This window comes from Paracoccus sp. 228, from assembly GCF_000967825.1.
Lineage (GTDB): Bacteria > Pseudomonadota > Alphaproteobacteria > Rhodobacterales > Rhodobacteraceae > Paracoccus > Paracoccus marcusii.
In genome coordinates this window covers 987,158-1,013,005 of the sequence record NZ_JYGY01000001.1, presented here as the reverse complement: position 1 = coordinate 1,013,005, position 25,848 = coordinate 987,158, and the positions used below count along the sequence as shown (strand labels likewise).

The window sequence follows — 25,848 nt, the reverse complement described above, 5'->3', positions numbered from 1 at the left end:
ATCAAGGCATTTGGGAACAATGGTGGTGCTGTCGTGCTTGCAACCATATGAACGATGATCTGCACAAGGCGCGCTTTGAACGGCTGGAACAGCTTTCCGGCAAACTGGATTGTGTGTTTCGAATCCCAGGCACACGGTTTCGGGTCGGATACGACGCGATCGCAGGTTTGGTGCCGGGGCTCGGTGACGCTGCGGCAATGCTGCCGGCGGCATGGATCGTCTTGGAAAGTTATCGCATGGGGCTGCCTAGGCACAAGCTTGTGAGGCAGGGGATCAACGTTGCCGTGGACACGACATTTGGCAGCATCCCTCTTGTCGGAAGCGTCTTTGATGCTTGGTTCAAGTCCAACCTGCGCAATGTCGACATTCTGCGCTCGCATCTCAATCGCGATAGGCTTGCTGGGGTTGGGGCACCTTATGGCGACGAAAGATCATCCTAGAATCTCTCATGGGGGATCTATCGCGAGCCTGCTTGGTCAAGTCACGGAGTAGAAGTCCGTCGCAATCAATGCGACCGGTTCCCGGGAACGCTTTTCCGAGGTCATGTTCACCGCAGCTGTTTTGTTTTGGCTCTGATACTGAATCAATCTGGAGCCTCATTGGGACGCACGTCGGGAATGGCCGGTCGTTTTTCTTTTCCGTTTTCATTCAGAAGCCATTGCCAGCCGCTTGATCCCCAACTGATACCTACTAATGCGCCAGCACCGTGACCTTGATCAGCATCCAGACCGCCATGGCGATCATCATCAGGTTCTCGGTCAGGGAGACAAACCCCAGGGGGACGTTGCTGTCGCCGCCGACGCAGGCGCATTTGATGTCTCGCTTGTCGACATAGACGGCCTTCCAGACCGACACGGCGCCGATCGTGCCGATGAACAGGGCGACCGGAATGGACAGCCACATCAGCGCACCCGCGACCATCAGGACGCCCGCCAGTCCCTCGGCGAAGGGATAGACGTAGCCGTAGCGGACCCACCGCTGCGCCAGGAGGTCATAGTTCAGGAACATCGTGGCAAAGCTGTCGACGTCCTTCAGCTTCTGCAGGGCCAGCAGACACATGGCGAAGGCCACGAACCACTCGGCCGCGGCGATGGTGATCAGCTGACCGAACGCGGCCCAGCTGGTCGCAAGGGCCATCGCGGCGGCCATCGCGAACAGCGCGATCACGGGGCGGTAGGTGGTCGCAGACTTGTCGCGGACGGTCTTGCCGAAATGCCGCCTCAGGTCGTCATAGCCGCCGATCCGCCGACCGTCGATGAAGGTTTGCGGCGTGGTCCGGACATCGTGTTGTTCCTTGAACGCGTCGACCTCGGCACGGGTGGTCAGGTGGTGGTCCTCGACGCGAAAGCCCTGGCGCCGCAGCAGGTCCAGCGATTTGAGGCCATAGGGGCACATGTGCTTGGCCATCACCATGCGGTGAAGGGTGGCGGTCTTGGGGGTCGTCAGGGTCATGGTCAACCTCGATGGTTTGCAAAGACGCGGGTTTCGGACCCGGTCCAAAGGATGACGTCATAGGGATCGCGCCGCCCGCCCACCTCCATGCCGGGCGATCCGGCGGGCATGCCGGGCACCGCCAGGCCTGCGGCCGGCGGACGCTGCGCGAGCAGGGCGCTGATGTCGGTGGCGGGCACATGCCCCTCGATCACATAACCGTCGATCAGGGCCGTATGGCAGGAGCGCAGCGGCGCAGGCACGGCATGGCGATCCTTGACGCCCTGCATGTCATCGGTCGTGACCACCTCCACGGCAAAACCGTGATCCTGCAGATGCGCAACCCACGCGCCGCAGCATCCGCAATCGGGCGCGCGAAAGACCCGCGTCCGGACCGGCGCCTGACCGGACCATGCCATCGCCGGGCCGGCCAGAATGCCCGCCGCCAGCGCCGTCATGAACATGCGTCGATCCGTCACCCGCCGATCCTTTCCTTGAATCCCCGTTCGGGCCGCCTGCGGGACAACGGTTCGTCATCCGTGTCCAAGGTCTCCAGCCGCTGCAGGATCGGACAGTTCGGACGCTCGTTTCCGGCGCAGGCATTCGCCAGTTCCTCCAGCGTGTCGGCCATGTCCTGCAGGTGCGCGATCTTGTGCCGCAGGTCCCGGACCCGCGCCTGCGCCAGCGCCTTGACGTCGGCGCTGCGCCGGTCCTTGTCGCGCCACAGGTCCAGCAGTTCGGTGATCTCGGCAACCGAGAAGCCCAGGTCGCGCGCGCGGGCGATAAAACGCAGCATATGGACGTCGCGCGGTTCGTATTCGCGATAGCCCGAGGCCGTCCGGCGGGCTGTCGGGATCAGGCCGATCCGTTCATAGTATCGGATCATCTTGGCCGATACGCCCGAGCGGTTGGCGGCGTCTCCGATGTTCATGGCAGGGCTCCGTCATTGCGATGACAGGGATATGGGGCTTCCCATCATGGGAAGGTCAAGGGCGTGATGATGCCGTCCGCGCGGCATTGACCTTGCAACGATGGGAAGGATTATCTGAGATCGGGAAGAAGGAGAGCACTGCCATGAAAACGTTCGTCCCCATCCTGCTGACCGCCCTTGCCGTCGCCGCGCCGGGTCTTGCCCAGCAGACGATGGACCATTCCGCCCATGGCGACATGGCGCAGATGGATCATTCCGCGCATGGCGACATGGCGATGTCCGGGGCACGACCCGACGACACGCCGGCAACGACGGCCTATCGCACAGCGATGGCCGAGATGCACGCGAACATGGACGTCGAATATACCAATGACGCGGACGTGGACTTCATGCGGGGGATGATCCCCCACCACCAGGGCGCCATCGACATGGCGCGCATCGTCCTTGAACACGGCCAGGACCCCCAGGTGCGCGCCTTGGCCGAGGAGGTCATCGCGGCGCAGGAGGCCGAGATCGAGATGATGGAGGCCTGGCTGGCTGAACACGACAGCTGAACGATGACAGACAGCGCCAAGCAGGTGGTGCATGGCGCTGCGTCAGGCGGGCATGGCGCCCGCCACGGGGCGCAGCAATCGCGCCGCGGGCCGGTCGAAGCTCTGGCGACCGGCCTTGAAGCCCATCAGTGGTGCCGCGATGGTGGCCAGTCCATCCTCGGCCGTCGCGGCATCCAGCACTATCAGGTTTGCGCGATCACCGACCGACAGTCCGTAATCGGCAAGCCGCAGAATGCGGGCCGGGCCCTCGGTGATCATCCGTAGGCAGGCCGCGAAATCGCCGGCGCCAAGGTGCATCACGTTGGCATAGAGATTGGCCATCCGCATCAGCGAGCAGTCGCCATAAGGCGTGAACGGGTTCATCACGTTGTTCGTCGCCACCGCGACCGTCACCCCTTCCAGCAGGTGCAGGGGCGCCACGCCGCGGGGCGCACGGTGACCCTGGTCCATGCCGTTCAGGTACAGGTCGGTGGCGGGCAGGGCGGTCACGGCGACCCGGGCCTGGGCCAGCATCGCGGCGTGATCGCGCAGGGCACCGTCGGTCATCACCGCCAGCTTGGTCACGTGGCCCAGATTCACGCGGCCCTGCCAACCATGGCGAATCGTCCGGTCGCAGATCGCCTTGATCTGGGACCCGTCAGGGTCCAGGTCGAAATCCAGATGAAAATCCAGATCGACGTCGTGCCGCACGGCCATCGCGAACAGGATGTCGATCTGCGCCAGTGGGTCGCTGTCGGTATAGGGGCAGCCGCCCAGAAGGTCGGCCCCCTGCGCCAGCGCCTGTTCCAAAAGCGCCTCGGTGCCGGGATCGTTGGTCAGGCCCTCTTGGGCAAAGGCGCAGACCTGCAGGTCCAGCGCAAAGGCATAATCGTCCTTCAGGGCCAGCACTGCCGCCAGGCTGCGCAATCCGGCGCGGGGGTCGACCTCGACATGGGTGCGCATGTGCATGGTGCCCTGCCGGATCGCGGCCTCGATCACCTGCGCGCCGCGGCTGCGAACATCGTCGACGGTAAAGTCGCGCTTCAGCGCGCTGACCGCGGCCACGGCGGCCTGCACGCTGTCCGCCTGACCGCAGCGGCACAGCAAGCCGGCCTTGTCCAGGTGGATATGCGCCTCGACCAGCCCCGGCAGGACGGCGCGGTGTTCGATGTCGCGGACCTCGCGCGACGGGCCAAGGTCACGGCCCAGGGCGGCGATGCGACCGCCGGCGATGCCGATATCTGTGGCACCCTGCGGCAGGCGGGCATTCTTCAGGATCAGATCCAGCATCGTTCTTGTGTCCCCGGCGACCTTCTGTATTCTTCTAGTGTATGCACTTTACCCCGCCACAGACAAGCAGAGAGCGCGATGAACCAGAACACCGAAAAAGACCTGCAGGCGGTCAAGGACTATCTTGCGGCGTCGATGGCGCCCGATCCGGTGCTGGCCGCGACCTTCGTCGCGCCGGGCTTTACCTGCCGGTTCACGGGCGGGCGCGTCTTCGACACGCCGTCGGGGCCGACCGGTTTCAACGCGGCCCGCTATGCCTGGGTCAAGAAGCGGATCGAGCGGTACGACGTCGTGCCGGCGGGCGAGCAGACGATCGTCTATAGCTTGGGCTATCTGCATGGCGCCTGGCCGGATGGCACGCCTTTCGACGGGAACCGCTATATCGACCGGTTCACGGTGCAGGATGGGCTGATCCTGGACACGGACGTCTGGAACGACAGCGCCGAATGGATCCTTGATCCCACCATCGCCAAGGGCTGATCAGCCCTTGACATAGGGCTGCAGGATGTTGACCAGATCGCGGCTGCGGCTGCGATCGCCCGACAGCAGGGCGCGGGCGGCCACGGCCTCCAGATGCTCGGCCATCAGGTCGGCGGCCTTGTCGGCGGGCCCCTTGGCGATCAGGTCGATCAGGGCCAGATGCTCGCTGATGGCGCAGTCCGACGAATGCGGGCGGGCCAGCGCAGACAGCGACAGGCCCGCGCGATAACAGATCTCAGTGACATAGCGGATTAGGATAGGCTTGCCGGTCATTTCGGCCAGGCGGATGTGGAACTCGGTTGCCAGCCGGATCGACGCGCCGTCGGGCCCGTGGCGCGCATCATGCTCCTGGCGGACGATCTCCTTCAGGGCGGCGACCTGGTCGGGCGACAGGTGACCGGCCAGATGCTGCACGACCTGACGTTCCAGGGCCACGCGGATGTCGAAGATGTCGCGCGCATCGGCCGGCGTGGGCGCGGTCACGGTCGCGATGCGGTTGCGGCGCAGATCGACCAGCCCTTCGGCGGCCAGCTGCCCCAGCGCATGGCGCGCGATGGTGCGGCTCACGCCGAAGCTTTCGCCAAGGGCATCCTCGGGCAGGCGGTCGCCGGGCATCAGCGCCCCTTCGATGATGGCCCGACGGATGCCCTGGCAGATTGCGGCCATGCGGTCGCCGCCGACGGAACGCGCCCCCGCCGTCATGCGACCGCCTGCTGATCGGGCATGTGGCCCGGAACTGAGGAAAGTTTCGGCATCGGCCATCCGGTCAGCATTTTCCAGCGCCCCGCGGTTTGCGTGGCTGGGCACCGGCGGGCTAAGGATTCGGTATAAAGTGTATGCACTTTTGTCATGCACCTTTGACAGGGGAACCTCATGAACCCGGATCTTGCACAGATCGCGCCGGAACGAAAGCGACCAGCGGTTCAGCTGTCGCGGGCATCGGTCGCCTTCGGACAGGGCGCAGAGCGCGTCCAGGCGCTGCAACCGACAGACCTGCACCTGGACGAGGGCGAATTCCTGGCGCTTGTCGGGCCGTCCGGCTGCGGCAAGTCGACGATCCTCAAGCTGGTCGGCGGCCTGACCCGCCCGTCCGGCGGAGAGATCATCGTGGGCGGACGCGAGGTCGCGGCCCGCGCCCTGCGCGTCGGAATGGCGTTCCAGAATCCGACCCTGCTGCCATGGCTGACGATCGAACAGAACGTCATGCTGCCGCTGAAGATCGTGCGCCCGTTCAGACAGGATTACGCCCGCAAGAAGCGGGGCGAGTACCGCGACAGGGTCCACGCGCTGCTGGCCGATGTGGGCCTGGAAAAGTTCGCCGGTCATTACCCCTGGCAGCTCTCGGGCGGCATGCTGCAGCGGGCCAACCTGTGCCGCGCGCTGATCCACGAACCCAGCCTGCTGCTGCTGGACGAGCCGTTCGGCGCGCTGGACCAGTTCACCCGAGAGGAGCTGTGGGGCACGATGCAGGATCTGTGGATCAAGCGTCGCCCCACCGTGATCCTGGTCACGCATGACCTTAAGGAAGCCGGCTTTCTGGGCACGCGGATCTGCGTGATGAGCGCGCGCCCCGGCCGCATCATCGACGACAGCCCCGTCACCTTTCCCCGCCCGCGCACGGTCGAGATGACCTTTCAGCCCGATTTCGTGGCCCTGAACCAGCGCCTGCGCGAACGCATCATCGATGCCCGCGGCGAATCCGCCCGAAAGGTCGCGTCATGAACTATGCCATCCGCCGCCGCATGTGGTCCGCCGCGCTGATCGTCGCCTTCTTCCTGGGGTGGGAGGTTCTGTGCCTGGCCCTGAACGTGTCCGACCTGGTCGTGCCGCGCCCGTCGCAGGTGATGGCAACGTTGGTCGCGCGCTTTCCGGTCCTGTGGCCGCACATCATCCAGACGCTGTGGACGACCATGATCGGCTTTGGCCTTGGCGTGGCGGTGGGCGTCGTAATCGGCGCGCTGATCGGCACGTCGCGGGTGGCCTATGACACGGCCTATCCGCTACTGATCGGGTTCTCGTCCATCCCGAAGGTCGCGGTCGTCCCGATCTTCGTGCTGTGGTTCGGGGCGGGGCCGGTGCCTGCGGTCCTGACCGCGCTGGCCATGTGCTTCTTTCCCATCGTGGTCAACATCGCCACCGGCCTTGCCACGACCGAGCCCGAGATGGAGGACGTGCTGAAATCCCTGGGCGCCGGCAAGATGGACCTGCTGCTGAACGTGGGCCTGCCGCGCACCATGCCGTTCTTCTTCGCCTCGCTGAAGATCGCGGCGACCTATGCCTTCGTCGGCACCGTGCTGGCCGAGACCGTCGCCTCGAACAAGGGCATCGGCAACGTGATGATGAGCGCATCGTCGAACTTCGACGTGCCGCTGGTCTTTGCCGGCCTGTTCATCCTGGCCTTCCTGGGGGTCGCCCTCTACGTCCTGTTCTCGGTCATCGAGGGCCGCGTCGTGGGCTGGGCGAACCGCCGCACCGACCTGTCCCCCTCCTGATCCGAAAGGTATCCCGATGCTGAAATCGCTGCTTGCCGCCGCATCCCTGATCGCGATGGCTGCCCCCGCGCTGGCCCAGACCGACATCCGCTTCACCCTGGGCTGGAAGACGCAGGGGTCGGATGCGCCCATCCTGCTGGCCCAGCAGAAGGGCTATTTCGAGGAGGAGGGCCTGAACGTCACCATCGACCAGGGCGAGGGGTCCGCCGCCACCGTCACCCGGATCATGTCGGGCACCTATGACGCGGGCTTCGGCGACATCAACGCCATCATCCAGAACGCCGCCGAACGCCCCGACCAGACCCCGGTCATGGTCTATCAGCTGTGGAACGATCCGCCCTTCACGGTCGTGACCCGCAAGGAAAGCGGCATCACGACCCCTGCCGATCTGGCGGGCAAGACCCTGGGCGGCGCGCCCGGGACGCCCACGACCAAGCTGCTTCCGGTCTTTGCGCGCATGAACGACGTCGACCTGGACAGCATCACCCTCGAAAGCCTGGCGCCGAACCTGACCGAACCCATGCTGATCCGCGGCGACATCGACGGGGCGATGGTGTTCAACATCACCGCCTGGTTCAACCTGATCAACAACCGCCAGGACCCTGCGGCCGATTTCAACTGGCTGAACTTCGGCGATCACGGCCTGGACCTCTATGCCAACGGGGTCATGGTCTCTCAGGCGATGATCGCCGACAACCCCGAGGCCGTGACCGGCCTGGTCCGAGCGATCAACCGCGCCGCGGTCGAGATCGCCCAGGACCACGAGGCGGGCGTCGATGCCGTCCTGGCCTTCGACAACCTGGCCAATCGCGACCTCGAGATGGCGCGGATGATGTTCTCGTACGAGAACCTGATCGCCTCGGACGAGGTAACGCGGATCGGTCTGGGCGATCTGGATGACGACCGCCTGTCGCGCGCCATCGACATCGTCGCCGAGGGCTATCAGCTTCAGACCACGCCCGAAGCCGGACAGGTCTTCGATCGCAGCTTCCTGCCGCCGCTGGACGACCGCCAGCTGGTCCTGGCCGACTGATGGCGGCCGCCGCGATGCAGCCGATGGCCACCAGCCCGCACCCGCTGGCGACACGGGCCGGGGCGGACGTCCTGCAGCGCGGCGGCACCGCGGCCGAGGCCGCCGTGGCGATGGGCGCGGTCCTGGCCGTGGTCATGCCGCATTTCTGCGGCTTGGGCGGCGACGCGGTCTGGCTTATGGCCGACCGCGACGGTTGGGCGACGTCGCTGATGGGCATCGGCCAAGCGCCGGGCGTCCTGCCGGACCTGCCCGACGCCTTGCCCCTGCGGGGGCCGGGATCGATGCTGACGACCGCCTGCGCCGTCGACAGCTGGGACCATGCCTTGCGCCTGTCTGCGTCCCGATGGGGCGGGGCGATGACGCCAGGGGCGCTGCTGGCGCCTGCGCTGACCCTTGCGCGCGACGGGTTTCGGCCCAGCGACAGCCAACGGTTCTGGCTGGATTTCCGCGCCGCGGACTGGCCGGCCTGGCCGGGCTTTGCTGCCCAGTTCGCCGCTGCCGGAAACGACCTGCTACGCCAGCCGCAATTGGCCGAGATCCTGTCCCTAATGGTCCGGGACGGGTTGCGCAGCTTCTATCAGGGACCGGCGGCGCAGCGGATCGCCCAGGGCCTGGCCCAGGCAGGCGCGCCGCTGACCGCCGCCGACCTTGCCGCGACGCACAGCCGGGCGGCGCAACCGCTGTCCCAGCCCTATCGCGACCTGATGCTGCTGGCGCCGCCGCCGCCCACGCAGGGGGTGACCACGCTGGCCATCATGGGCATCCTCGACCGGCTGCGGATCCCCCGCGACCCCGCAATGCGAACCCATCTGCTGGTCGAGGCGGTCAAGCAGGCCTTCCTGGACCGCGGGCGTATCGCCGACCCGGACCACGCGGGCGACGACATATCGGCGCTGCTGTCCCCGGATCGGCTGGACGCCAAGGCGGGCGCGATCCGCGCGGATCGTGCACTGGCCTGGCCGCACGGGGTCCGGCATGGAGATACGGTGTTCTTCGCCGCGACGGACGGGCAGGGGCGCTGCGCATCGGTCCTGCAGAGCACCTATTTCGACTGGGGCAGCGGCTGCGTCATCGGCGATACCGGGATCATCTGGCACAATCGTGGCGCAAGCTTTGCCACCGATCCGACCCACCCGAATGTCATCGCCCCCGGAAAGCGGCCCTTCTATACGCTGAACCCCGGCATCGCGCTGAAGGATGGCCGGCCGCATCTTCTCTATGGCACGCAGGGCGCGGATGGCCAGCCGCAGACACTGGCCGTCGTGCTGAGCGGCCTGATCGATCTGGGGCTGTCGCCCGAGGCAGCCTTGGCGCAGCCGCGCTTTCTTCTGGGGCGAACCTTTTCGGACAGCCGCGACAGCCTCAAGGTCGAGGCCTCCCTGGGCGACGCGGCGATCGCCTCTCTGGCCGCATTGGGGCATGAGACGGCCGAACTGCCGGCCCTGTCCCCGATCTTCGGCTGCGCAGGCGCGATCCGCATCGACGCGACGGGCTGTTCTGGCGCGCATGATCCCCGGGGCGAGGGGCTGGCCCTCTGACGCCGCCATCGGCCGCGTCGTGGGGGATCAGCCGCCGCCGATGTGGGGTGCCCGGTATCGGTAGAACGCCGTGCCGGTGCCGGCCTTGGGCCGTGCACCATGTCCGCGTGACGGATGACCCTCGCCAAGATGACGATGCTGTGCCAGCCTTGCCCGAATGAGACCTGCCTTCGCCCTTCTTGTCAGACGCACCCTGCGCCGATGGCGCCGCGACTTGTATCCCGTCCTGCGCATTGCGGCCGACAGGGCCCTGCGACAGGTGCAGTTCTGGGTGCTGGCGCTGCTGATCGGCATCGCGGCGGGATTTGCGGCGCTTGGGTTCAGGCTGGGTATCTCGGGGGTTCAGAGGGCCCTCTACGGCGCCGACGACCTGACCCTGGCCAGCGTCGCGCGCGACCTGCCTTGGGCCTGGGTGCTGGTGGTGCCGGTCCTGGGCGGACTTGTCGTCGGGCTGATCCTGGATCGCTTTACCCCAGACGGGCGCGTGCGCGCGGTGGCCGACGTGATCGAGGGCGCGGCGCTGGACGGGGGCCGGGTCGAGGTCCGCGAGGGTCTGGCATCGGCCGCGGCCTCGCTGATCACGCTGGGCACCGGCGGCAGTTCCGGGCGCGAGGGGCCTGTCGTGCATCTGGCCGGCGTCGTCTCGACCGCGGTCGCGCGGCGCATCAAGGCCAGCCCTATGACCGGCAGGGAGCTGTTGGGATGCGCCGTCGCGGGTGCGGTCGCCGCCAGCTTTAACGCGCCCATCGCCGGGGCGCTTTTCGCGCATGAGGTCGTGCTGCGGCATTTCGCGACGCGCGCCTTTGCCCCGATCGCGATCGCCGCGGTGGCGGGCACGGTCATCAACCGGCTGCAGTTCGGCGGCCTGACCGAATTCATGCTGCCGGTCGAGCCTGACCTGGCCTTCCATATCGAATTGCCCGCCTTCATGGTGCTGGGCCTTGTCTGCGCGCTGGTCGCGGCGGCGATGATGGGCGGGATCTTTCGCGCCGACAGTCTGGCGACGCGGGCGATGGCGCGGATCGGCTGGCCGCGCTGGTCCCGGCCCGCGCTGGCGGGGCTTGCCCTTGGTGTGATCGCCATTCCCTTTCCGCACATCATCGGCGTGGGCTATGAAACCACCGCCGCGGCGCTGTCCGGCCAGATCGGCCTGGGGCAGGCGGTCATGTTCGCGGTCGTCAAGGCGTTGGCGGTCGCGATCACGCTGGGCGGGCGCATGGGGGGCGGGGTGTTCTCGCCCGCGCTGGTCATGGGGTCGCTGACCGGCCTGGCCTTCGGGATCATCGCCACGACCCTTGCGCCCGGCTATTCCGGCAGCGTCAACGTCTATGCCTTTGCCGGCATGGCCGCGGTCGGCGCGGCCGTCCTGGGCGCCCCCATCTCGACCGCGCTGATCGTGTTCGAGATGACCGGAGACTGGCAGACGGGCATCGCGGTGATGACCTCGGTCTCGCTCAGTTCCGCCCTGGCATCGACCCTGGTCAGGCGGTCGTTCTTCCTGACCCAACTGGAGCGGCGGGGCATCCACCTGTCCGAAGGGCCGCAGGCCTGGCTGCCCCACCAGCTGCGCGTCACGCCGGTCATCCGCGCGCTGGACGCCCCGGATGCCCCGGCCGAGGATCTGGTCCGTGCCATGGCAGAACGCGGTCCGACCGTGGCCCCGACCACCACCCTGGCCGAGGCCCTGCCGCTGTTCGAACGAAGCGGCGCGGTGTTTCTGGCCGTGACGGCCTGCGACGGCCCGGACGACCCCCTGCGCCTGATCGGCAGCGTCCATCACGTCGACGTCCTGCGCGCCCTGAACCAGGCCCTGGAACAGACCGCCGCCGAAGAGCACGGCTGACACGGCGGCGGCCCCATGCCCACGGTGCCCGTCACCGTGGCCGGCGGGTCATTGACGCCGGTCCGGGACGGGCCCAGAAATGGACGCGAACCAGCGGAGGGCGGGGCGATCTGCAACCTTTACAACCACACGACGCCGCAGGAGGCGCTGGTCCGGTTGATCGACGGGCTGACGGACCGGTCGGGAAACCTGGCGCCGGGCAGCGTCTATCCCGACCAGATGGCACCGATCGTCCGGAACGGCGCAGACGGGCCGGAACTGGTCAAGGCGCGGTGGGGCATGCCGTCGCCGCGCTTTGCGCTGAAGACGGAGCGCGACCCGGGCGTCACGAATGTCCGCAACCTGGAGTCCCCCCATTGGCGGCGCTGGCTTGGCCGCGAGCATCGCTGTCTGGTGCCGCTGACCAGCTTTTCCGAACCGCGCGGCAAGGGCAAGGGCGTGCAGTGGTTCGCACCCGCCGACCCAGGCGCGACCCTGTTCTTTGCCGGGATCGAGACGCGCGGCTGGCGATCGGTCCGCAAGGTCAAGGACGGAGAGACGGTCGACGACCTCTATGCCTTTCTGACCTGCCCCCCGAACGCCGAGGTCGCGCCGATCCATCCCAAGGCGATGCCGGTGATCCTGACGCGCCCCCAGGAATGGCACGCCTGGCTGGACGGCATACCGGCGACTGAGCTGCAGCGGCCGCTGCCCGACGGGGCACTGACGCTGGTCGAGGCGCCGGTGTGATGCCCAGGGGCCATCCCGGGTCAGGCGTCGCGCGGGTCCGTCCGTGGCGCAACGGACCGCCAGCCTTGGAAAGCAGCGATGGGACATGCATGTGGACCTGACCCGCTGGTCACCGCCCCCGGCCCCCGCGCGGGCGCCGATCATCGGACGATACGTGCGGCTGGAACCGCTGCAGGCCGGTCATGCAGGGACGCTGTACGCGGCCGCATCCGCGGACGGGGCCGATGACCGTTTTCGCTGGCTTTTCGAGCATCCGCCCCAGGATCGTGGCGCCTTTGCGGATTGGGTCGACCATGCATCGACATCGCCAGACCCGATGTTCTTTGCGGTGGTCGATGCCGCCACGGGCCGCGCCGAGGGTCGTCAGGCGTTGATGCGGATCGACCGCACCCATGGCGTGATCGAGATCGGCAGCATCATGTGGGGCCCCGCCCTGCAGCGCAGCCGCATGGCGACCGAGGCGCTGTTCCTGTTCGCGGACCACGTCTTTGCGTTGGGCTATCGGCGGTTCGAATGGAAATGCAACGACCTGAACGCGCTCTCGAAACGGGCCGCCCTGCGTTTCGGTTTTCGGCCCGAGGGGGTCTTTCGGCAGCACATGGTCGTCAAGGGGACCAACCGCGACACGGCCTGGTTCGCGATGACCGATCAAGACTGGCAGGAACTGCGACCCGGCTATCTGGCGTGGCTGGCGCCCGACAATTTCGACGCCGATGGTGGGCAGCGGCGCACGCTTGGGGCCTGTCTGCGCGGCGGCGCATGACGGATGCATCCCGCGCCGCCGGGCGCGGGGTGCAAGAATCACCGGTCGGCGATCAGATCTTGTCGCGCCCCGTAGCCACGATGCAGATCAACGAGATCACGGCGGCGCCCAGCAGATAGTATCCGACCTGCGCCATGCCATAGTTCATCTGCAGCCAGGTTGCTGCATAAGGTGCCAGCGACGCGCCGAAGATGCCGGCAAAGTTGAACGTCAGCGACGACCCGGTATAGCGGACCTGGGCCGGGAAGGGCGCGGCCAGCGCCGCCCCGATGACCCCATAGGTCAGGCCCATCAGCATCAGGCTGATCGTGACGAACAGATAGACGCTGGCCTCGTTCTGGGCGCTGCCCTGCATCAGCGACCCGAAGGACAGGGCAAAGGCCCCGATCAGGATGGTCACGATGATCAGGAAGCCATAGCGCCCGGTGCGATCCGCGATCTTGCCGGCAAAGGGAATTGTCAGGCCGAAGACGACCGATCCATAGATCTGGATCAGCAATGCGTCCTTGAACGGGATCCCCAGGACCTTGACGTTGTAGGACAGCAGCCACGCCGTCGCCAGATAGAACAGCACGAAGGTCGCCAGCGCCGCGAAGGTGCCCAGGAACACGCTCAGCTTGTGATGGCGGAACAGTTCGGCCAGGGGGACGGACACGCGCTTGTCCTTCTTCACAGCCTCGGCGAATTCGGGGGTCTCGGTGATGGACAGGCGGATCCACAGGCCGATCCCGACCAGCAGGATCGACGACAGGAACGGCAGCCGCCAGCCCCAGGCCAGCAGCTCGTCTTGGGTGATGAAGTGCAGCAGCACCCAGAAGAACCCCGACGACAGCAGAAGACCGACGGGCGCGCCCAGCTGCGGGAACATCCCGTACCAGCTGCGCTTGCCCTCGGGTGCGTTTTCGGTCGCCAGCAGGACGGCCCCGCCCCATTCGCCGCCCAGGCCGAAGCCCTGTCCGAACCGGCACAGCGCCAGCAGCAGCGGCGCCCAGACGCCAATCTGGTCATAGGTCGGCAACAGGCCGATGGTGACGGTCGACACCCCCATCGTCAGAAGCGCGGCGACCAGCGTGGCCTTGCGGCCGATGCGGTCGCCGTAATGGCCAAAGACGATGGCCCCCAACGGCCGCGCAAAGAACGCGATCGAGAAGGTCGCAAAGGACGCCAGCAGCGCCGTGGTCGGGTCCGATCCCGGAAAGAACAGCGACGGAAAGATCAGCACCGCGGCCGTCGCATAGATGTAGAAGTCGAAGAATTCGATCGTCGTGCCGATGAGGCTGGCCGTCAGGACCTGGGCGGGCGAATTGGCGGGGGCCGCGCCGGCGGGCGGGGCGGGTGGTCGGGTGGATGTCATGGCGGGTCCATAGGGCGCATGATTTCAGAGGATCTCGGCCCGTGCGCTGCGACCGGCGCTGATGATGCAGCCCTGATGCGTCGGCCTGTACGGAGGAGGATCGTCGGATGGCCGTTCCGTCGTGAACGACCGGTGCCGACTTAACCGGACGACCGGCGGTGTCAAGTTTGCACATGTCGGGCGGCCCGCCCTTGCATGACGCCGCCCGACGCGCTCAGGTGGGGCGGGGCGTCCCCCCGCAGGCGATGTCGATCACGGAAGGCCAGGCCATGTCGAATTTCTCCAGAACGCAGCGCATCCGCAAGGAGGTCGTCTGGACCGATGGCGGCGTCGTCGCCGCGCAGCATCGCAAGGCGGCCGAGGTCGGCGCTGCGGTCCTGGCCGCCGGGGGCGACGCGATGGACGCGGCGGTCGCGACATCCTTTGCGGTGGGCGTGGTCGAGCCGTGGATGTCGGGTCCGATGGGTGGCGGCATGATGACCCTGTGGCGCGCGGGTGAACAGCGGGCCGAGACGATCGAGTTCGGGATGCGCGCACCTGCGGGCCTTGACGCAGCCGACTATCCGCTGGAGCCGGGGCGGCAGGCGGCGGACCTGTTTCCCTGGACGCGCGTCAGGGACGACCGCAACATCTATGGCGCGACCTCTGTCGCGGTGCCGGGAACGGTCGCCGGGATGGCGCTGGCCCATCGGCGGTACGGGACACGCGACTGGGGCGATCTGCTGGCCCCCGCCGTGGCCTTGGCAGAGGAGGGGATGCTGCTCGACTGGTATTCGTCGCTGTTGATCGCGTCCGCGGCGCGCCAGCTGGCGCAGGACCCCGATGCGGCGGCGCTGTTCATGGCGGACGGGCAATGGCCCGACATCGCCGGTTGGACCACGGCCTCGGCCGCGCGCCTGGATCAGCGCGTCCATGCGGCCACCCTGCGACGGCTGGCCGATCACGGTGCCCAGGATTTATATCACGGCGACATCGGCCAGATGCTGGTCGACGATGTGCGCGCCAAGGGCGGCTGCCTGTCGATGGAGGATCTGCGCAGCTATCAGGCAGAGGCCCGTGCGCCCCGGACGGTCCGCTATCGCGATGCCGTCATCCACGCGCCGTCGGGCCTGTCCGCGGGGGCCGAACTGGTCAAGGCCCTGCAGCAGATGCAGGTGGCCCTCGATCCCGGTGATGCGCCGTCGGCGGCCAGCTATGCCGCGCTGGCGTCAGGCCTGGGCGATGCCTATCGCGACCGGCTGACCCATGCGGGCGACACAGGCGAAAGCCCGCGCGCCCCGGCCTGCACCACCAGCTTCAGCGTCGTGGACCGGCACGGCAACATGGTGAACGTCACCCAGACCCTGCTGTCGATGTTCGGCAGCCATGTCGTGTCCGGGCAAACCGGGATGCTGCTGAACAACGGCATCATGTGGTTCGACCCCGAGCAAGGCCGACCGAATTCGCTGGCGCCGGGCAAGCGGTGCCTGATGAACGTCTGTCCCATCGTGGGGCAGGTGGGCGACCGGATGTTCGCCATCGGCGCGTCGGGCGGGCGCAAGATCCTGCCTGCGGTGGCCAACCTGGTCAGCTTCATGGTGGATTTCGGGATGGACCTGGAACAGGCGTTCCACACGCCGCGGATCGACGCCTCTGCCGCGACAGGCACGGTCATGGACGAGGATCTGCCGAAGGACGTGGCGCAGGCGCTGGCCGCCCTAGGCCCTGTGACGACGGCCAAGCGAACGGTCCATCCCTATGCCTTCGCCGTGCCCGCGGGCGTGATGCGCCAGGCGGGCCGGAACTGCGGCGCGACCGAAATCATGAGCCCGTGGGGCGACGCTGTCTGCGAAGCGGACATGTGATCGCCTAGCGTCATCCGCAGCATCTGCGGGTGACGTAACAACCCTGCGGCGCGGGATCTGGGTGCATCTGTGGATGAATGGTGCTGTGAGAGAGGATTGAACTCTCGACCTCACCCTTACCAAGGGTGTGCTCTACCACTGAGCTACCACAGCAACGTGAGGGGGCGTTTAGACAAAGGTTTCGACCCCTGCAAGGGGGTCCGAACGATTTTTCGGGATTTTGGCGATTGATCGCGCGCGGCGTGTGCGTTTGCTGGACGTGCGGCCCGCGCGGCGCTAACAGGACTGCCATGACCGACCGACGCAATGACAAGCCAAGCCCCGACAGCCGCGAGGAACGCCTGCGACAGGCGCTGCGCGCGAATCTGGCACGGCGCAAGGAACAGGCGCGGGCGCGGGCGGATCGGGACGACAACAAGACTGCCCCGGATGCGGGCGGCGAGACAGGCAAGGACAGCTGATGGACCAGATCATCGTCACGGGGAACGGCCCCCTTCACGGGGAAATCCCCATCGCGGGTGCCAAGAACGCCTGCCTGACGCTGATGCCCGCGACGCTGTTGACCGATCAGCCGCTGACGCTGACCAATGCGCCGCGCCTGTCCGACATCCGCACCATGACCGCGCTGCTGGGCTCGCTTGGGGCTGAGGTCGCCAGCCTGCAGGAGGGCCAGGTTCTGGCCCTGTCCAGCCATGCGATGACCAGCCACCGGGCGGAATACGACATCGTGCGCAAGATGCGTGCCTCGATCCTGGTTCTGGGGCCGATGCTGGCGCGGGACGGCGTGGCCGAGGTGTCGCTGCCCGGCGGCTGCGCGATCGGCGCGCGGCCCGTGGACCTGCACCTGCGCGCGCTGGAGGCGATGGGGGCAACGCTGGACCTGTGCGAGGGCTATGTCCACGCCAAGGCACCGGCGGGGGGCCTGAAGGGCGCGGTCTTCGAGTTCCCGGTCGTGTCGGTGGGCGCGACGGAAAACGCGCTGATGGCCGCCACGCTGGCGCGCGGCACGACCGTCTTGAAGAACGCCGCGCGCGAGCCCGAGATCGTCGATCTGGCCCGCTGCCTGCGCGCAATGGGCGCACAGATCGAGGGCGAGGGGACCGGGACCATCACCATCCAGGGTGTGCAGGCCCTGCATGGCGCGACGCATCCTGTGGTGACCGACCGGATCGAACTGGGCACCTATATGCTGGCGCCCGCCATGTGCGGCGGCGAGGTGGAGCTGCTGGGCGGCCGGATCGAACTGCTGGCGGCCTTCTGCGAGAAGCTGGACGAGGCCGGGATCAGCGTCGAGGAGACCGAGCGCGGGCTCAAGGTCGCGCGCAGGAACGGCCGCGTGCGCGCCGTCGATGTTCGGACCGAGCCCTTCCCCGGGTTCCCCACCGACCTGCAGGCGCAGTTCATGGCCCTGATGTGCCTGGCCGAGGGCACGTCGGTGCTGGAGGAGACGATCTTCGAGAACCGCTTCATGCACGCGCCCGAACTGGCCCGCATGGGCGCGCAGATCGAGGTTCACGGCGGCCATGCGACCGTCACCGGGGTCGAGAAGCTGCGCGGCGCGCCGGTGATGGCCACCGACCTGCGCGCTTCGGTCAGCCTGATCCTGGCGGGGATGGCCGCGCAGGGGCAGACGACCGTCAGCCGCGTCTATCACCTGGATCGGGGTTACGAACATGTCGTGCGCAAGCTGCGCGGCGTGGGTGCCCATATCGAACGCGTCAAGGAGGAGTGATCCATGGCAGAGGATGCCCGTTTCGCCGATGCCGACCCCCGGCCGCTGGCCCTGAGGGCCGAGGACGAGGCCGACCTGCGCATCCTGTCCTCGCTGGTCCAGGATGCGGTGCTGACAGGCGCCGACATCAGCCATGATGCCAAGGCGCGGCGGCTGTCGCTGCTGATCACACGCTTTCGGTGGGAGGATGCCGCGGACGCCCGGTTGCAGAACCGCGAATTCGAACGCGTGCGTTCGGTGCTGGTCATCAGCGACGTGATGCGCGTCGTCAGCGACGGCGTCGGGCACGACGGGGACACTGTCCTGTCGCTGCTGGCGATCCGCTGGCAGGCCGGAGAGGACGGGACAGGTCGCCTGTCGCTGGATTTCGCGGGGGACGGGACCATCCTGGCCGATGTGGAATGCATCAATCTGGACCTGCGCGACGTGACGCGCCCGCATCGGGCGGTGTCGGGCAAGGCACCGCGGCATCCGGACTAGGGCCGCTTCCGGGTCTTTGGGCAAGAACGAAGCCCGCGGCATCCTGTCCGCCCCCTGACGCTTGAGCCGGGCGGGGGCGCAGGATAGGGGCGCGCGGGAACACGAAGGGAATGATGATGCCGGTCTTTCTGAACAGCGCCGATGCCGATTTCGAACAGGGCTTCCGCGCGATGCTGGGTGCCAAGCGCGAGGATTCGTCGGACGTGAACGACGCGGTCACCGCCATCATCCGCGATGTCCGCGACCGCGGCGACGCGGCCCTGTGCGATCTGACGACCCGGTTCGACCGGCTGGACCTGACGCCCGCCACGCTGCGCTTCTCTCCCGAGGAGATCGCGGAGCAGGTGGCCTGCGTGACGCCCGAGGACCGCGCGGCCCTGGCCCTGGCGGCCGAGCGCATCCGCGCCTATCACGCCCGCCAGATGCCCGAGGATGCCAGTTGGACCGACCCCGAGGGCGCGACCCTGGGCTGGCGGTGGAGTGCCGTGTCGGCGGCGGGCCTGTATGTGCCGGGCGGGCAGGCGGCCTATCCCTCCAGCGTGCTGATGAACGCGATCCCGGCGCGTGTCGCGGGGGTGGAACGGCTGGTCATCTGCGTGCCGACGCCGGACGGGGTGATCAACCCGCTGGTCCTGCTGGCCGCGCAGCTATCGGGGGTCGACGAAATCTATCGCATCGGGGGCGCGCAGGCGGTGGCGGCGATGGCTTACGGCACGGACACCATCGCGCCGGTCGACAAGATCACCGGTCCCGGCAACGCCTATGTCGCGGCGGCCAAGCGGCAGGTGTTCGGCCGCGTGGGCATCGACATGATCGCGGGCCCGTCCGAGGTTTTGGTCATCGCGGACGCGGACCAGAACCCCGAATGGTTGGCCTGGGACCTGCTGGCGCAGGCCGAGCATGACGCGGATGCGCAGTCGATCCTGATCACCACCGACCCCGCCATGGCCCGCGCGGTCGCGGCCGAGGTCGAGCGGATCATACCGACGCTGGATCGCGCGGCCATCGCGGGGGCCAGCTGGCGTGATTACGGCACGCTGATCGTGGTGGACGACCTGGATCAGGCCGCAGCCCTGTCGAACCGCATCGCGCCCGAGCATCTGGAGCTCTGCGTGGCCGACCCCGAGGGGCTGGCGGCCAAATGCATCCATGCCGGCGCGATCTTTCTAGGCGCCCACACGCCCGAAGCGGTGGGCGACTATGTCAGCGGGCCGAATCACGTCCTTCCCACGGCGCGCTCGGCCCGGTTCAGTTCGGGCCTGTCGGTGATGGATTTCCTGAAACGCACCACCATGGCGCGGCTGACGCCGGGGGCATTGGCCGCGATCGGACCGGCCGCCGTGCGTCTGGCCGCATCGGAGGGCTTGCAGGCGCATGGCGCTTCGGTTCAGGCTCGGCTGGGGACCCTGAACGAAAGACCGCATGAATGACGCGCATCATCCGGATCGAGATCGACGACAGCGCCATCGCCCCGGCCACGCCGGAAATGGAGCAGGAGCGGCGCGTCGCCATCTTCGATCTGATCGAGGACAACAGCTTTGCTGTTCCCGGCCGCGACGGGGGCGCCGCGCCAGACGGGCCCTTCGTGCTGGAGCTGTGCATCCGCGAAGGGCGGCTGGTCTTCGACGTCACCGCCGAGGACGCGACCAAGGTGGCCGAGTTCCACCTGTCCCTTGGGCCGTTCCGGCAGGTGGTCAAGGACTACTTCCAGATCTGCCAAAGCTATTTCGACGCGGTCAAGCGCCTGCCCCCCGCCCAGATCGAGGCGATCGACATGGCCCGGCGCGGCATCCACAACGAAGGCGCGCGCACCCTGCAGGAGCGGCTGGAGGGCAAGGCCAGCCTGGACATCGACACCGCGCGCCGCCTGTTCACCCTGATCTGTGCGCTGATCCCGCAGGGCTGATCCATGACGCAGGACAAGATCCCCTCATCGGTTCTGTTCTGCTGCGACCACAATTCCATCCGCTCGCCCATGGCCGAGGGGATGATGAAGAAGTTCTATGGCCGCGCGGCCTATGTCCAGTCTGCGGGCGTGAAGAACGACATGGAGGTCGACGGCTTCGCCATCGCCGTCTGCGACGAGATCGGCGTGCCGCTGGCCAACCACCGCAGCCGTAGCTTCGAGGAGATGCAGGACTGGGGCGACGACCTTGGCCAGTTCGACCTGATCGTGGCCCTGTCGCCGGCCAGCCAGCGGATGGCGCTGGAGATGACGCGTCATGCGCATCTGGACGTGGAATACTGGCCGATCATGGACCCGACCGGCCTTGCCGAAGGGCGCGAGGCGCGGCTGGCGGCCTATCGCCAGACCCGCGACCAGATCGAGACGCGGATGCGCGCCCGCTTCGGCCCGCCGCACGACCTGGCCTAGCAGCGGACGTCCCGGTCCTGGCGCCAATGAGCGGGCACGTCCCAGATGGGGCGGGACATCTCGGCGATCACGTCGTCGCGGGTCAGCCCGATGTCGCGCAGCTGGTCGTCGGACAGGCGCGACAGGTCGATCCGGGTGCGGCGTACATCGAACATGGTCAATACGCGTTCCACCCACCAGGGGCGGGGCAGGATGCCATGGCCGGTCATCACGCGCAGCAGGGCGTTCTTCTGGGTCATCGTTCAGCCTCCTTGATTTAATGCATCATCAGAGATGATGGATACTGTCCTGATCATCTTTCCAGTTGATGAATATCGTCCGAAGGCGTATTTGTGAAACGAATGGTTTTGATGTGATCCATCAGGGAAAATGGATGATGCGCAATCTGGATATCGCGACGCTTCGGTCCTTGCAGGCGGTCGCCGAATACGGTGCCGTGACCCGGGCGGCCGAGGCGCTGAACATGACGCAAAGCGCCCTGTCGATGCAGATGAAGCGCCTGGAGGAGGTGTTCGGCCGACCCATGCTGGCCAAGGTCGGCCGCGGGGTCATCCTGTCGGATTTCGCGCAGGACCTGTTGGGCGAAAGCCGCAAGCTGGTGGCGCTGAACGATGCGATCCTGTCGCGCTATACCGGGCTGCAGCCCGAACAGAAGCTGCGCGTGGGTCTCAGCAGCGACTGGCTGTTCGCCAAGGTCGCCCAGACCGTGCGCGCCTTTCGCAAGGATTACCCGCGGGTCGAACTGGTCATGCGCGACGCCCGGACCAAGGACCTGCGGGCGCAGATGCGGCGGGGCGAGCATGACGTCATCCTGACCACCGAATTCGAGGCACCGGCGGGCGCGATCCATCTGGCTAAGGTCGATCTGGCATGGGTGGGCGCCGTGGGCGGCAGCGCATGGCAGGACCGGCCGCTGGCGCTGGCGACATCGTCGCATTGCGCCTATTATCCCGCGGCCATCGCCGCGCTGGATGCGGCAGGGATCGGCTGGACCCACCCTGCCGGAGAGGGCGGGGACGAGAACTGGCACATCCTGGCCGCCGCCGATCTGGGCGTCACCGTGCGCCCCCGCGGCATTCCGCAGGCGGGGCTAGAGGATGTGGAACATGGCGGCGGGCTGCCGCCGCTGCCGCCGACCTGGTTGAACGTCTACGTGGCGGACGGCCCGGCGCGGCGGACGGCCTCGGATTTCGCGGGCTATCTGCGCCGCGTCGTCTGCGAGGTCGCCGCCGCCGCCTGACGGATCAGACCACCACGCCCGCGCCTTCGGTCGCAGGCCCGGCATTGGCGCGGAAGGCCGCGAACAGCTCGCGTCCCAGGCCCTCGTGGCTGCCCTTGGGGTCGAAGACGGCGGCATCGCGGCTGTCGAAGTCGGCCTCCAGGCATTCCAGCGTGCCGTTCGCCGCATCCAGCCGCACCCGGTCGCCGTCGCGCAGCCGCGCCAGCGGGCCACCCATCGCCGCTTCGGGCGAGACGTGGATCGCGGCAGGCACCTTGCCCGATGCGCCCGACATGCGCCCGTCGGTGACCAGCGCGACCTTGAGGCCGCGGTCCTGCAGGACCGCCAGTGTCGGGGTCAGCGAATGCAGTTCCGGCATGCCGTTGGCGCGCGGCCCCTGAAAGCGGACGACGACGATCGTGTCCTCGGTGAACTCCCCGGCGCGGAAGGCGGTCTTGACCGATTCCTGGTCCTGGAACACGCGGGCGCGGGCCTCGATCAGGTGGCGTTCGGGGGCGACGGCGCTGATCTTGATGACGCCGCGGCCCAGGTTGCCCTGCAGCTGCTTCAGCCCGCCCGTGGCCGCGAACGGATCGCTGGCGGGGCGCAGGATGCGGTCGTTCAGTGTGGTGCGCGCGCCGTCCTCCCACCGGATGGTGTCGCCGTCCAGCTTGGGTTCGCGGACATAGCTGTCCAGCCCCGACCCGGTGATCGTCTTGACGTCCGGATGCAGCAGGCCCGCCTCCAGCAGCTGCCCGATCATGTAGCCCAGGCCCCCCGCCGCGTGGAAATGGTTCACGTCGGCCAGCCCGTTGGGATAGACCCGCGCCATCAGCGGCACATTCTCCGACAGGTCGTGGAAATCGGCGATGTCGATGATGACGCCCGCAGCCCGCGCCATGGCGGGCAGGTGCAGGACCAGGTTGGTGGACCCGCCCGTGGCCATCAGGCCGACGATGCCGTTCACGAAGGCGCGTTCGTCCAGCACCTGACCGGCTGGGGTGTATTCGTTGCCCAGATTGGTGATCTGCGCCGCGCGCTGGACCGCGGCCACGGTCAGCGCCTCGCGCAGCGGCGTGTTCGGGTTCACGAAGCTTGAGCCAGGCAGGTGCAGGCCCATGAACTCCATCAGCATCTGGTTGGTGTTCGCGGTGCCGTAGAAGGTGCAGGTGCCAGCCGAATGATAGCTGGCCATCTCGGCCTTCATCAGCTCGTCGCGGCCGACCTCTCCGGTGGCGAATTGCTGGCGGACCTTGGATTTCTCGTCATTGGGCAGGCCCGAGGGCATCGGACCCGCGGGGACGAAGACCGCCGGGATATGCCCGAAGGTCGCGGCCGAGATGATCAGCCCCGGCACGATCTTGTCGCAGACGCCCAGATACAGGGCCGAATCAAAGCAGTCATGCGATAGGGCCACCCCGGCGGCCAGGGCGATCACGTCGCGCGAGAACAGCGACAGCTCCATCCCCGGGCGGCCTTGCGTCACGCCGTCGCACATGGCCGGGACGCCGCCCGCGACCTGCACCGTGGCCCCCGCCGCGCGGCCCGCGGCGCGGATCACGTCGGGATAGCGTTCAAAGGGCTGATGCGCCGACAGCATGTCGTTATAGGCCGTCACGATCCCAATATTGGGCTTTCGCGTCGTCGCCATGTCGACCTTGTCGTCCATCGCGGCATAGGCATGGGCCTGGTTGCCGCAGGACAGGTGCGCACGGGCCGGGCCGTCCTGCGCCGCACGGGCGATCTTGGCCAGATAGGCGCTGCGGCTGTCATGGGACCGCTCGCGGATGCGGTCGGTGACGCGGTCGATCATGGCGTGAAGGGTCATGGGTGCCTCCTCTGGCTTTGCGGCACTATACGCCGTTAGCGTTAACGGTTCAACCATCGGCGGTGGCCAGCCTTGTGCGCGGGGGTGGGAAATGTCAGATCGACCGCAAAAGGAGTTTTGCCATGAGCGAACTGCACAGCGACGACCAGACCGCCGGCCATCCCAACGATCGCGCCGTGATCCGGTTGCGCCCGAAATCCAAGCCGCAGGCGATCCGCCATGGCTTCCCCTGGGTCTTTGCCGACGAGGCGGTGCTGGACCGCCGCACCAAGGCGCTGCCCCCCGGCGGCCTGGCCGTGCTGGAGGATGCCGAGCGTCAGCCGCTGGCTCTGGTGACCGTGAACCCGGTCAGCAAGATCATCGCCCGCGTGATGGACACCGACCCGGGCGCGGTGATCGACGGCGCCTGGCTGCGCGCGCGCCTGACCCGCGCCCTGCAGATGCGCGAGCGGATCTATGACGAGCCCTTCTATCGTCTGGTCCATGCCGAGGCCGACGGTCTGCCGGGCCTGGTCATCGACCGTTTCGGCGACGCGGCCGTAATCCAGCCCAACGCGGCCTGGGCCGACGGAATGGCGGAAGACATCGCCGATGCGCTGATCGAGGTCGCGCGCGTCTCCACGGTCGTCCTGAACGGGCAGGGCCGGTCGCGCAGCCTGGAGGGTCTGGCCGAGCGGCTGGAGGTCATCCGTGGCGCGGCCCCATCCGGCCCGGTCCAGGTGCGCATGAACGGCGCGACCTATCTGGCCGACCTTCTGGGCGGGCAGAAGACGGGCCTGTTCTTCGACCAGCGCCCGAACCACGCCTTTGCGCAGCGGCTGGTGGATGGCGGCTCGGTCCTGGACGTGTTCAGCCATGTGGGCGGTTTCGGCCTGGCGGCGCTGGCGGCGGGGGCCGACAGCGCGCTCTGCATCGACGGCAGCGCGCCTGCGCTGGAGCTGGCACGGGGCGGTGCGGCCGCCATGGGTGCCGCGGACCGGCTGGAGACGCAGCAGTCGGATGCCTTCGACGCGCTGGAGGCCCTGGCCGAACAGGGGCGGACCTTCGACGTGGTGGTCTGCGACCCGCCGGCCTTCGCACCGTCGAAGCCCGCGCTGGAAAAGGGCCTGCGCGCGTATGAGCGGATCGCCAAGATGGCCGCGCCGCTGGTCGCGCCGGGTGGCTATCTGGTCCTGTGCAGCTGTTCGCACGCGGCCGACCTGACCGCGTTCCGCAATGTCAGCGCGCGCGGCATCGGGCGCGGCGGGCGGCGCGGGGTGCTGATCCATACCGGTCAGGCCGGCCCCGACCATCCGACCCTGCCGCAGCTGGCCGAGACGGGCTATCTCAAGGCGCTGTTCTTCCGGCTGGACTGATGCGCGCCGTCCTGGACGCCAATGTGCTGTTCCCCACCATCCTGCGCGAGATCCTGACCGATCTGGCGCAGGCGGGGCTTTACCACGCGCTGTGGTCGGACCGCATCCTGGAGGAATGGCACCGCGCCGCCGCCCGCATCGGTCCCGATGCTGAAAGCGTCGCGGGGGCCCAGATCGCGCTGCTGCGCTTGCGCTTTCCACAGGCAGTGCAGCCCGATGACGGGCAGGCGGCGATCGACCTGGACTTTCCCGACCCCGCCGACCGCCATGTGGTCGAGGCCGCCCTGGCCGGGGACGCATCGCTGATCGTCACCGCGAACCTGCGCGATTTTCCACAGCGGATGATGGCCGGGCTGGGGCTGCGCGCCATCCATCCCGATGCGTTCCTGTTGGATCTACTGGCGCGCGACCGGCCCGCGGTCCTGTCCGCGCTGCAGGCCGCCCGCGACCGTGCGGAGGCCGCGGGCGGTGCCATGAGCACGGCCGAGATGCTGAAGCGCTGTCGGCTTCCGCGGCTGGCGCGCGCAGTGAAAGGTTGAACGGCATTGCTGTTATCGCTAACAAGGGGTAAGGCGAACGCCACCCAACAGGAGGACAGC

Annotated in this window: 28 protein-coding genes and 1 tRNA gene; 20 read left to right on the top strand and 9 right to left on the bottom strand. The window is 67.7% G+C overall.

Features of this window, described 5'->3' with window-relative positions; all coding sequences use genetic code 11:
- Positions 1-47 precede the first annotated feature (47 nt).
- A complete protein-coding gene (locus tag SY26_RS04950) occupies positions 48-440 on the top strand; it encodes a DUF4112 domain-containing protein (RefSeq protein ID WP_045999475.1) in 393 nt (130 codons plus the stop codon).
- 250 nt (positions 441-690) lie between these two features.
- Here the strand turns inward: SY26_RS04950 and SY26_RS04945 are convergent, their stop codons facing one another.
- The 3 genes from SY26_RS04945 to cueR are packed head-to-tail and all read right to left on the bottom strand — an operon-like array spanning position 691 to position 2,362.
- Positions 691-1,452, bottom strand: a complete 762-nt coding sequence (locus SY26_RS04945) for a MauE/DoxX family redox-associated membrane protein (RefSeq protein ID WP_045999474.1) — start codon at positions 1,450-1,452, stop codon at positions 691-693.
- Between the two features lie 2 nt (positions 1,453-1,454).
- A complete protein-coding gene (locus SY26_RS04940; protein ID WP_232303262.1) occupies positions 1,455-1,910 on the bottom strand; it encodes a DUF411 domain-containing protein in 456 nt (151 codons plus the stop codon).
- The gene (cueR, locus tag SY26_RS04935; protein WP_045999473.1) at positions 1,907-2,362 is read right to left on the bottom strand and encodes a Cu(I)-responsive transcriptional regulator; all 456 of its coding nucleotides are present in this window, start codon (positions 2,360-2,362) and stop codon (positions 1,907-1,909) included. Before cueR ends, SY26_RS04940 begins: the two co-directional genes overlap by 4 nt.
- Before the next feature lie 143 nt (positions 2,363-2,505).
- On the opposite strand from cueR, the gene SY26_RS04930 reads away from it, so the two are divergent.
- Positions 2,506-2,916, top strand: coding sequence for a DUF305 domain-containing protein (locus SY26_RS04930; protein ID WP_045999472.1), 411 nt, complete (start codon positions 2,506-2,508; stop codon positions 2,914-2,916).
- Between the two features lie 42 nt (positions 2,917-2,958).
- Here SY26_RS04930 and SY26_RS04925 read toward each other — a convergent pair whose 3' ends face one another.
- Positions 2,959-4,185, bottom strand: a complete 1,227-nt coding sequence (locus SY26_RS04925) for an amidohydrolase family protein (protein WP_045999471.1) — start codon at positions 4,183-4,185, stop codon at positions 2,959-2,961.
- 78 nt (positions 4,186-4,263) lie between these two features.
- Between SY26_RS04925 and SY26_RS04920 the strand changes: the two genes are divergently transcribed.
- A complete protein-coding gene (locus SY26_RS04920) occupies positions 4,264-4,665 on the top strand; it encodes a membrane protein (protein WP_045999470.1) in 402 nt (133 codons plus the stop codon).
- Here SY26_RS04920 and SY26_RS04915 read toward each other — a convergent pair whose 3' ends face one another.
- A complete protein-coding gene (locus tag SY26_RS04915) occupies positions 4,666-5,367 on the bottom strand; it encodes a GntR family transcriptional regulator (protein WP_045999469.1) in 702 nt (233 codons plus the stop codon). It lies immediately after the preceding gene.
- A 171-nt stretch (positions 5,368-5,538) separates the two neighbouring features.
- Between SY26_RS04915 and SY26_RS04910 the strand changes: the two genes are divergently transcribed.
- From SY26_RS04910 to SY26_RS04880, 7 genes are all read left to right on the top strand, one after another.
- Positions 5,539-6,387, top strand: a complete 849-nt coding sequence (locus SY26_RS04910) for an ABC transporter ATP-binding protein (protein WP_045999468.1) — start codon at positions 5,539-5,541, stop codon at positions 6,385-6,387.
- The gene (locus tag SY26_RS04905) at positions 6,384-7,157 is read left to right on the top strand and encodes an ABC transporter permease (protein WP_045999467.1); all 774 of its coding nucleotides are present in this window, start codon (positions 6,384-6,386) and stop codon (positions 7,155-7,157) included. The genes SY26_RS04910 and SY26_RS04905 overlap by 4 nt, the downstream gene beginning before the upstream one ends.
- A 16-nt stretch (positions 7,158-7,173) precedes the next feature.
- The gene (locus SY26_RS04900) at positions 7,174-8,190 is read left to right on the top strand and encodes an ABC transporter substrate-binding protein (protein ID WP_045999466.1); all 1,017 of its coding nucleotides are present in this window, start codon (positions 7,174-7,176) and stop codon (positions 8,188-8,190) included.
- Positions 8,190-9,728 (top strand): gamma-glutamyltransferase family protein, encoded by a 1,539-nt coding sequence (locus SY26_RS04895; protein WP_232303261.1) that lies wholly within the window; start codon positions 8,190-8,192, stop codon positions 9,726-9,728. The genes SY26_RS04900 and SY26_RS04895 overlap by 1 nt, the downstream gene beginning before the upstream one ends.
- Positions 9,729-9,885: 157 nt before the next feature.
- Positions 9,886-11,571, top strand: coding sequence for a chloride channel protein (locus SY26_RS04890; RefSeq protein ID WP_045999465.1), 1,686 nt, complete (start codon positions 9,886-9,888; stop codon positions 11,569-11,571).
- 15 nt (positions 11,572-11,586) lie between these two features.
- Positions 11,587-12,300: an SOS response-associated peptidase gene (locus SY26_RS04885; protein ID WP_084693677.1), complete on the top strand. Its 714-nt coding sequence runs from the start codon at positions 11,587-11,589 to the stop codon at positions 12,298-12,300.
- A 43-nt stretch (positions 12,301-12,343) separates the two neighbouring features.
- A complete protein-coding gene (locus SY26_RS04880; RefSeq protein WP_232303260.1) occupies positions 12,344-13,063 on the top strand; it encodes a GNAT family N-acetyltransferase in 720 nt (239 codons plus the stop codon).
- 52 nt (positions 13,064-13,115) lie between these two features.
- Here SY26_RS04880 and SY26_RS04875 read toward each other — a convergent pair whose 3' ends face one another.
- Positions 13,116-14,417 (bottom strand): MFS transporter, encoded by a 1,302-nt coding sequence (locus SY26_RS04875; RefSeq protein WP_045999464.1) that lies wholly within the window; start codon positions 14,415-14,417, stop codon positions 13,116-13,118.
- 269 nt (positions 14,418-14,686) lie between these two features.
- On the opposite strand from SY26_RS04875, the gene SY26_RS04870 reads away from it, so the two are divergent.
- Positions 14,687-16,261, top strand: coding sequence for a gamma-glutamyltransferase (locus SY26_RS04870; RefSeq protein WP_045999694.1), 1,575 nt, complete (start codon positions 14,687-14,689; stop codon positions 16,259-16,261).
- Between the two features lie 78 nt (positions 16,262-16,339).
- On the opposite strand, the gene SY26_RS04865 is transcribed toward SY26_RS04870, so the two are convergent.
- Positions 16,340-16,414: transfer RNA gene (locus SY26_RS04865), tRNA-Thr, on the bottom strand.
- A 137-nt stretch (positions 16,415-16,551) separates the two neighbouring features.
- On the opposite strand from SY26_RS04865, the gene SY26_RS21510 reads away from it, so the two are divergent.
- The 6 genes from SY26_RS21510 to SY26_RS04840 all read left to right on the top strand — a co-directional run bounded on the left by SY26_RS21510 (position 16,552) and on the right by SY26_RS04840 (position 20,847).
- On the top strand, positions 16,552-16,722 hold the full coding sequence (locus tag SY26_RS21510) for a hypothetical protein (RefSeq protein WP_187427361.1): 171 nt from the start codon (positions 16,552-16,554) through the stop codon (positions 16,720-16,722).
- The gene (gene murA / locus SY26_RS04860) at positions 16,722-17,993 is read left to right on the top strand and encodes a UDP-N-acetylglucosamine 1-carboxyvinyltransferase (RefSeq protein ID WP_045999463.1); all 1,272 of its coding nucleotides are present in this window, start codon (positions 16,722-16,724) and stop codon (positions 17,991-17,993) included. The genes SY26_RS21510 and murA overlap by 1 nt, the downstream gene beginning before the upstream one ends.
- Before the next feature lie 3 nt (positions 17,994-17,996).
- A complete protein-coding gene (locus SY26_RS04855) occupies positions 17,997-18,473 on the top strand; it encodes a DUF2948 family protein (protein WP_045999462.1) in 477 nt (158 codons plus the stop codon).
- Positions 18,474-18,589: 116 nt separating this feature from the next.
- On the top strand, positions 18,590-19,903 hold the full coding sequence (hisD, locus tag SY26_RS04850; RefSeq protein ID WP_045999693.1) for a histidinol dehydrogenase: 1,314 nt from the start codon (positions 18,590-18,592) through the stop codon (positions 19,901-19,903).
- Positions 19,900-20,379 (top strand): UPF0262 family protein, encoded by a 480-nt coding sequence (locus SY26_RS04845; RefSeq protein ID WP_045999461.1) that lies wholly within the window; start codon positions 19,900-19,902, stop codon positions 20,377-20,379. Before hisD ends, SY26_RS04845 begins: the two co-directional genes overlap by 4 nt.
- Positions 20,380-20,382: 3 nt before the next feature.
- Entirely contained in the window at positions 20,383-20,847 is a 465-nt protein-coding gene (locus tag SY26_RS04840; RefSeq protein WP_045999460.1) for a low molecular weight phosphatase family protein, read from the top strand.
- Here the strand turns inward: SY26_RS04840 and SY26_RS04835 are convergent.
- On the bottom strand, positions 20,844-21,086 hold the full coding sequence (locus SY26_RS04835; protein ID WP_232303259.1) for a DUF1127 domain-containing protein: 243 nt from the start codon (positions 21,084-21,086) through the stop codon (positions 20,844-20,846). The two genes, SY26_RS04840 and SY26_RS04835, sit on opposite strands and share 4 nt — an antisense overlap.
- A gap of 134 nt (positions 21,087-21,220) precedes the next feature.
- On the opposite strand from SY26_RS04835, the gene SY26_RS04830 reads away from it, so the two are divergent.
- Positions 21,221-22,087 carry a LysR family transcriptional regulator gene (locus tag SY26_RS04830; RefSeq protein WP_045999691.1) on the top strand — a complete coding sequence of 289 codons (867 nt, stop codon included), beginning with the start codon at positions 21,221-21,223 and terminating at the stop codon, positions 22,085-22,087.
- Positions 22,088-22,091: 4 nt separating this feature from the next.
- On the opposite strand, the gene edd is transcribed toward SY26_RS04830, so the two are convergent.
- Positions 22,092-23,894 (bottom strand): phosphogluconate dehydratase, encoded by a 1,803-nt coding sequence (gene edd / locus SY26_RS04825; RefSeq protein WP_045999459.1) that lies wholly within the window; start codon positions 23,892-23,894, stop codon positions 22,092-22,094.
- 122 nt (positions 23,895-24,016) lie between these two features.
- Here edd and SY26_RS04820 point away from each other — a divergent pair, with 122 nt between their 5' ends.
- Both SY26_RS04820 and SY26_RS04815 read left to right on the top strand, forming a co-directional pair.
- Positions 24,017-25,249 (top strand): RSP_2647 family RNA methyltransferase, encoded by a 1,233-nt coding sequence (locus SY26_RS04820; protein WP_045999458.1) that lies wholly within the window; start codon positions 24,017-24,019, stop codon positions 25,247-25,249.
- The gene (locus SY26_RS04815) at positions 25,249-25,788 is read left to right on the top strand and encodes an RSP_2648 family PIN domain-containing protein (RefSeq protein ID WP_045999457.1); all 540 of its coding nucleotides are present in this window, start codon (positions 25,249-25,251) and stop codon (positions 25,786-25,788) included. The genes SY26_RS04820 and SY26_RS04815 overlap by 1 nt, the downstream gene beginning before the upstream one ends.
- Positions 25,789-25,848: the final 60 nt, after the last annotated feature.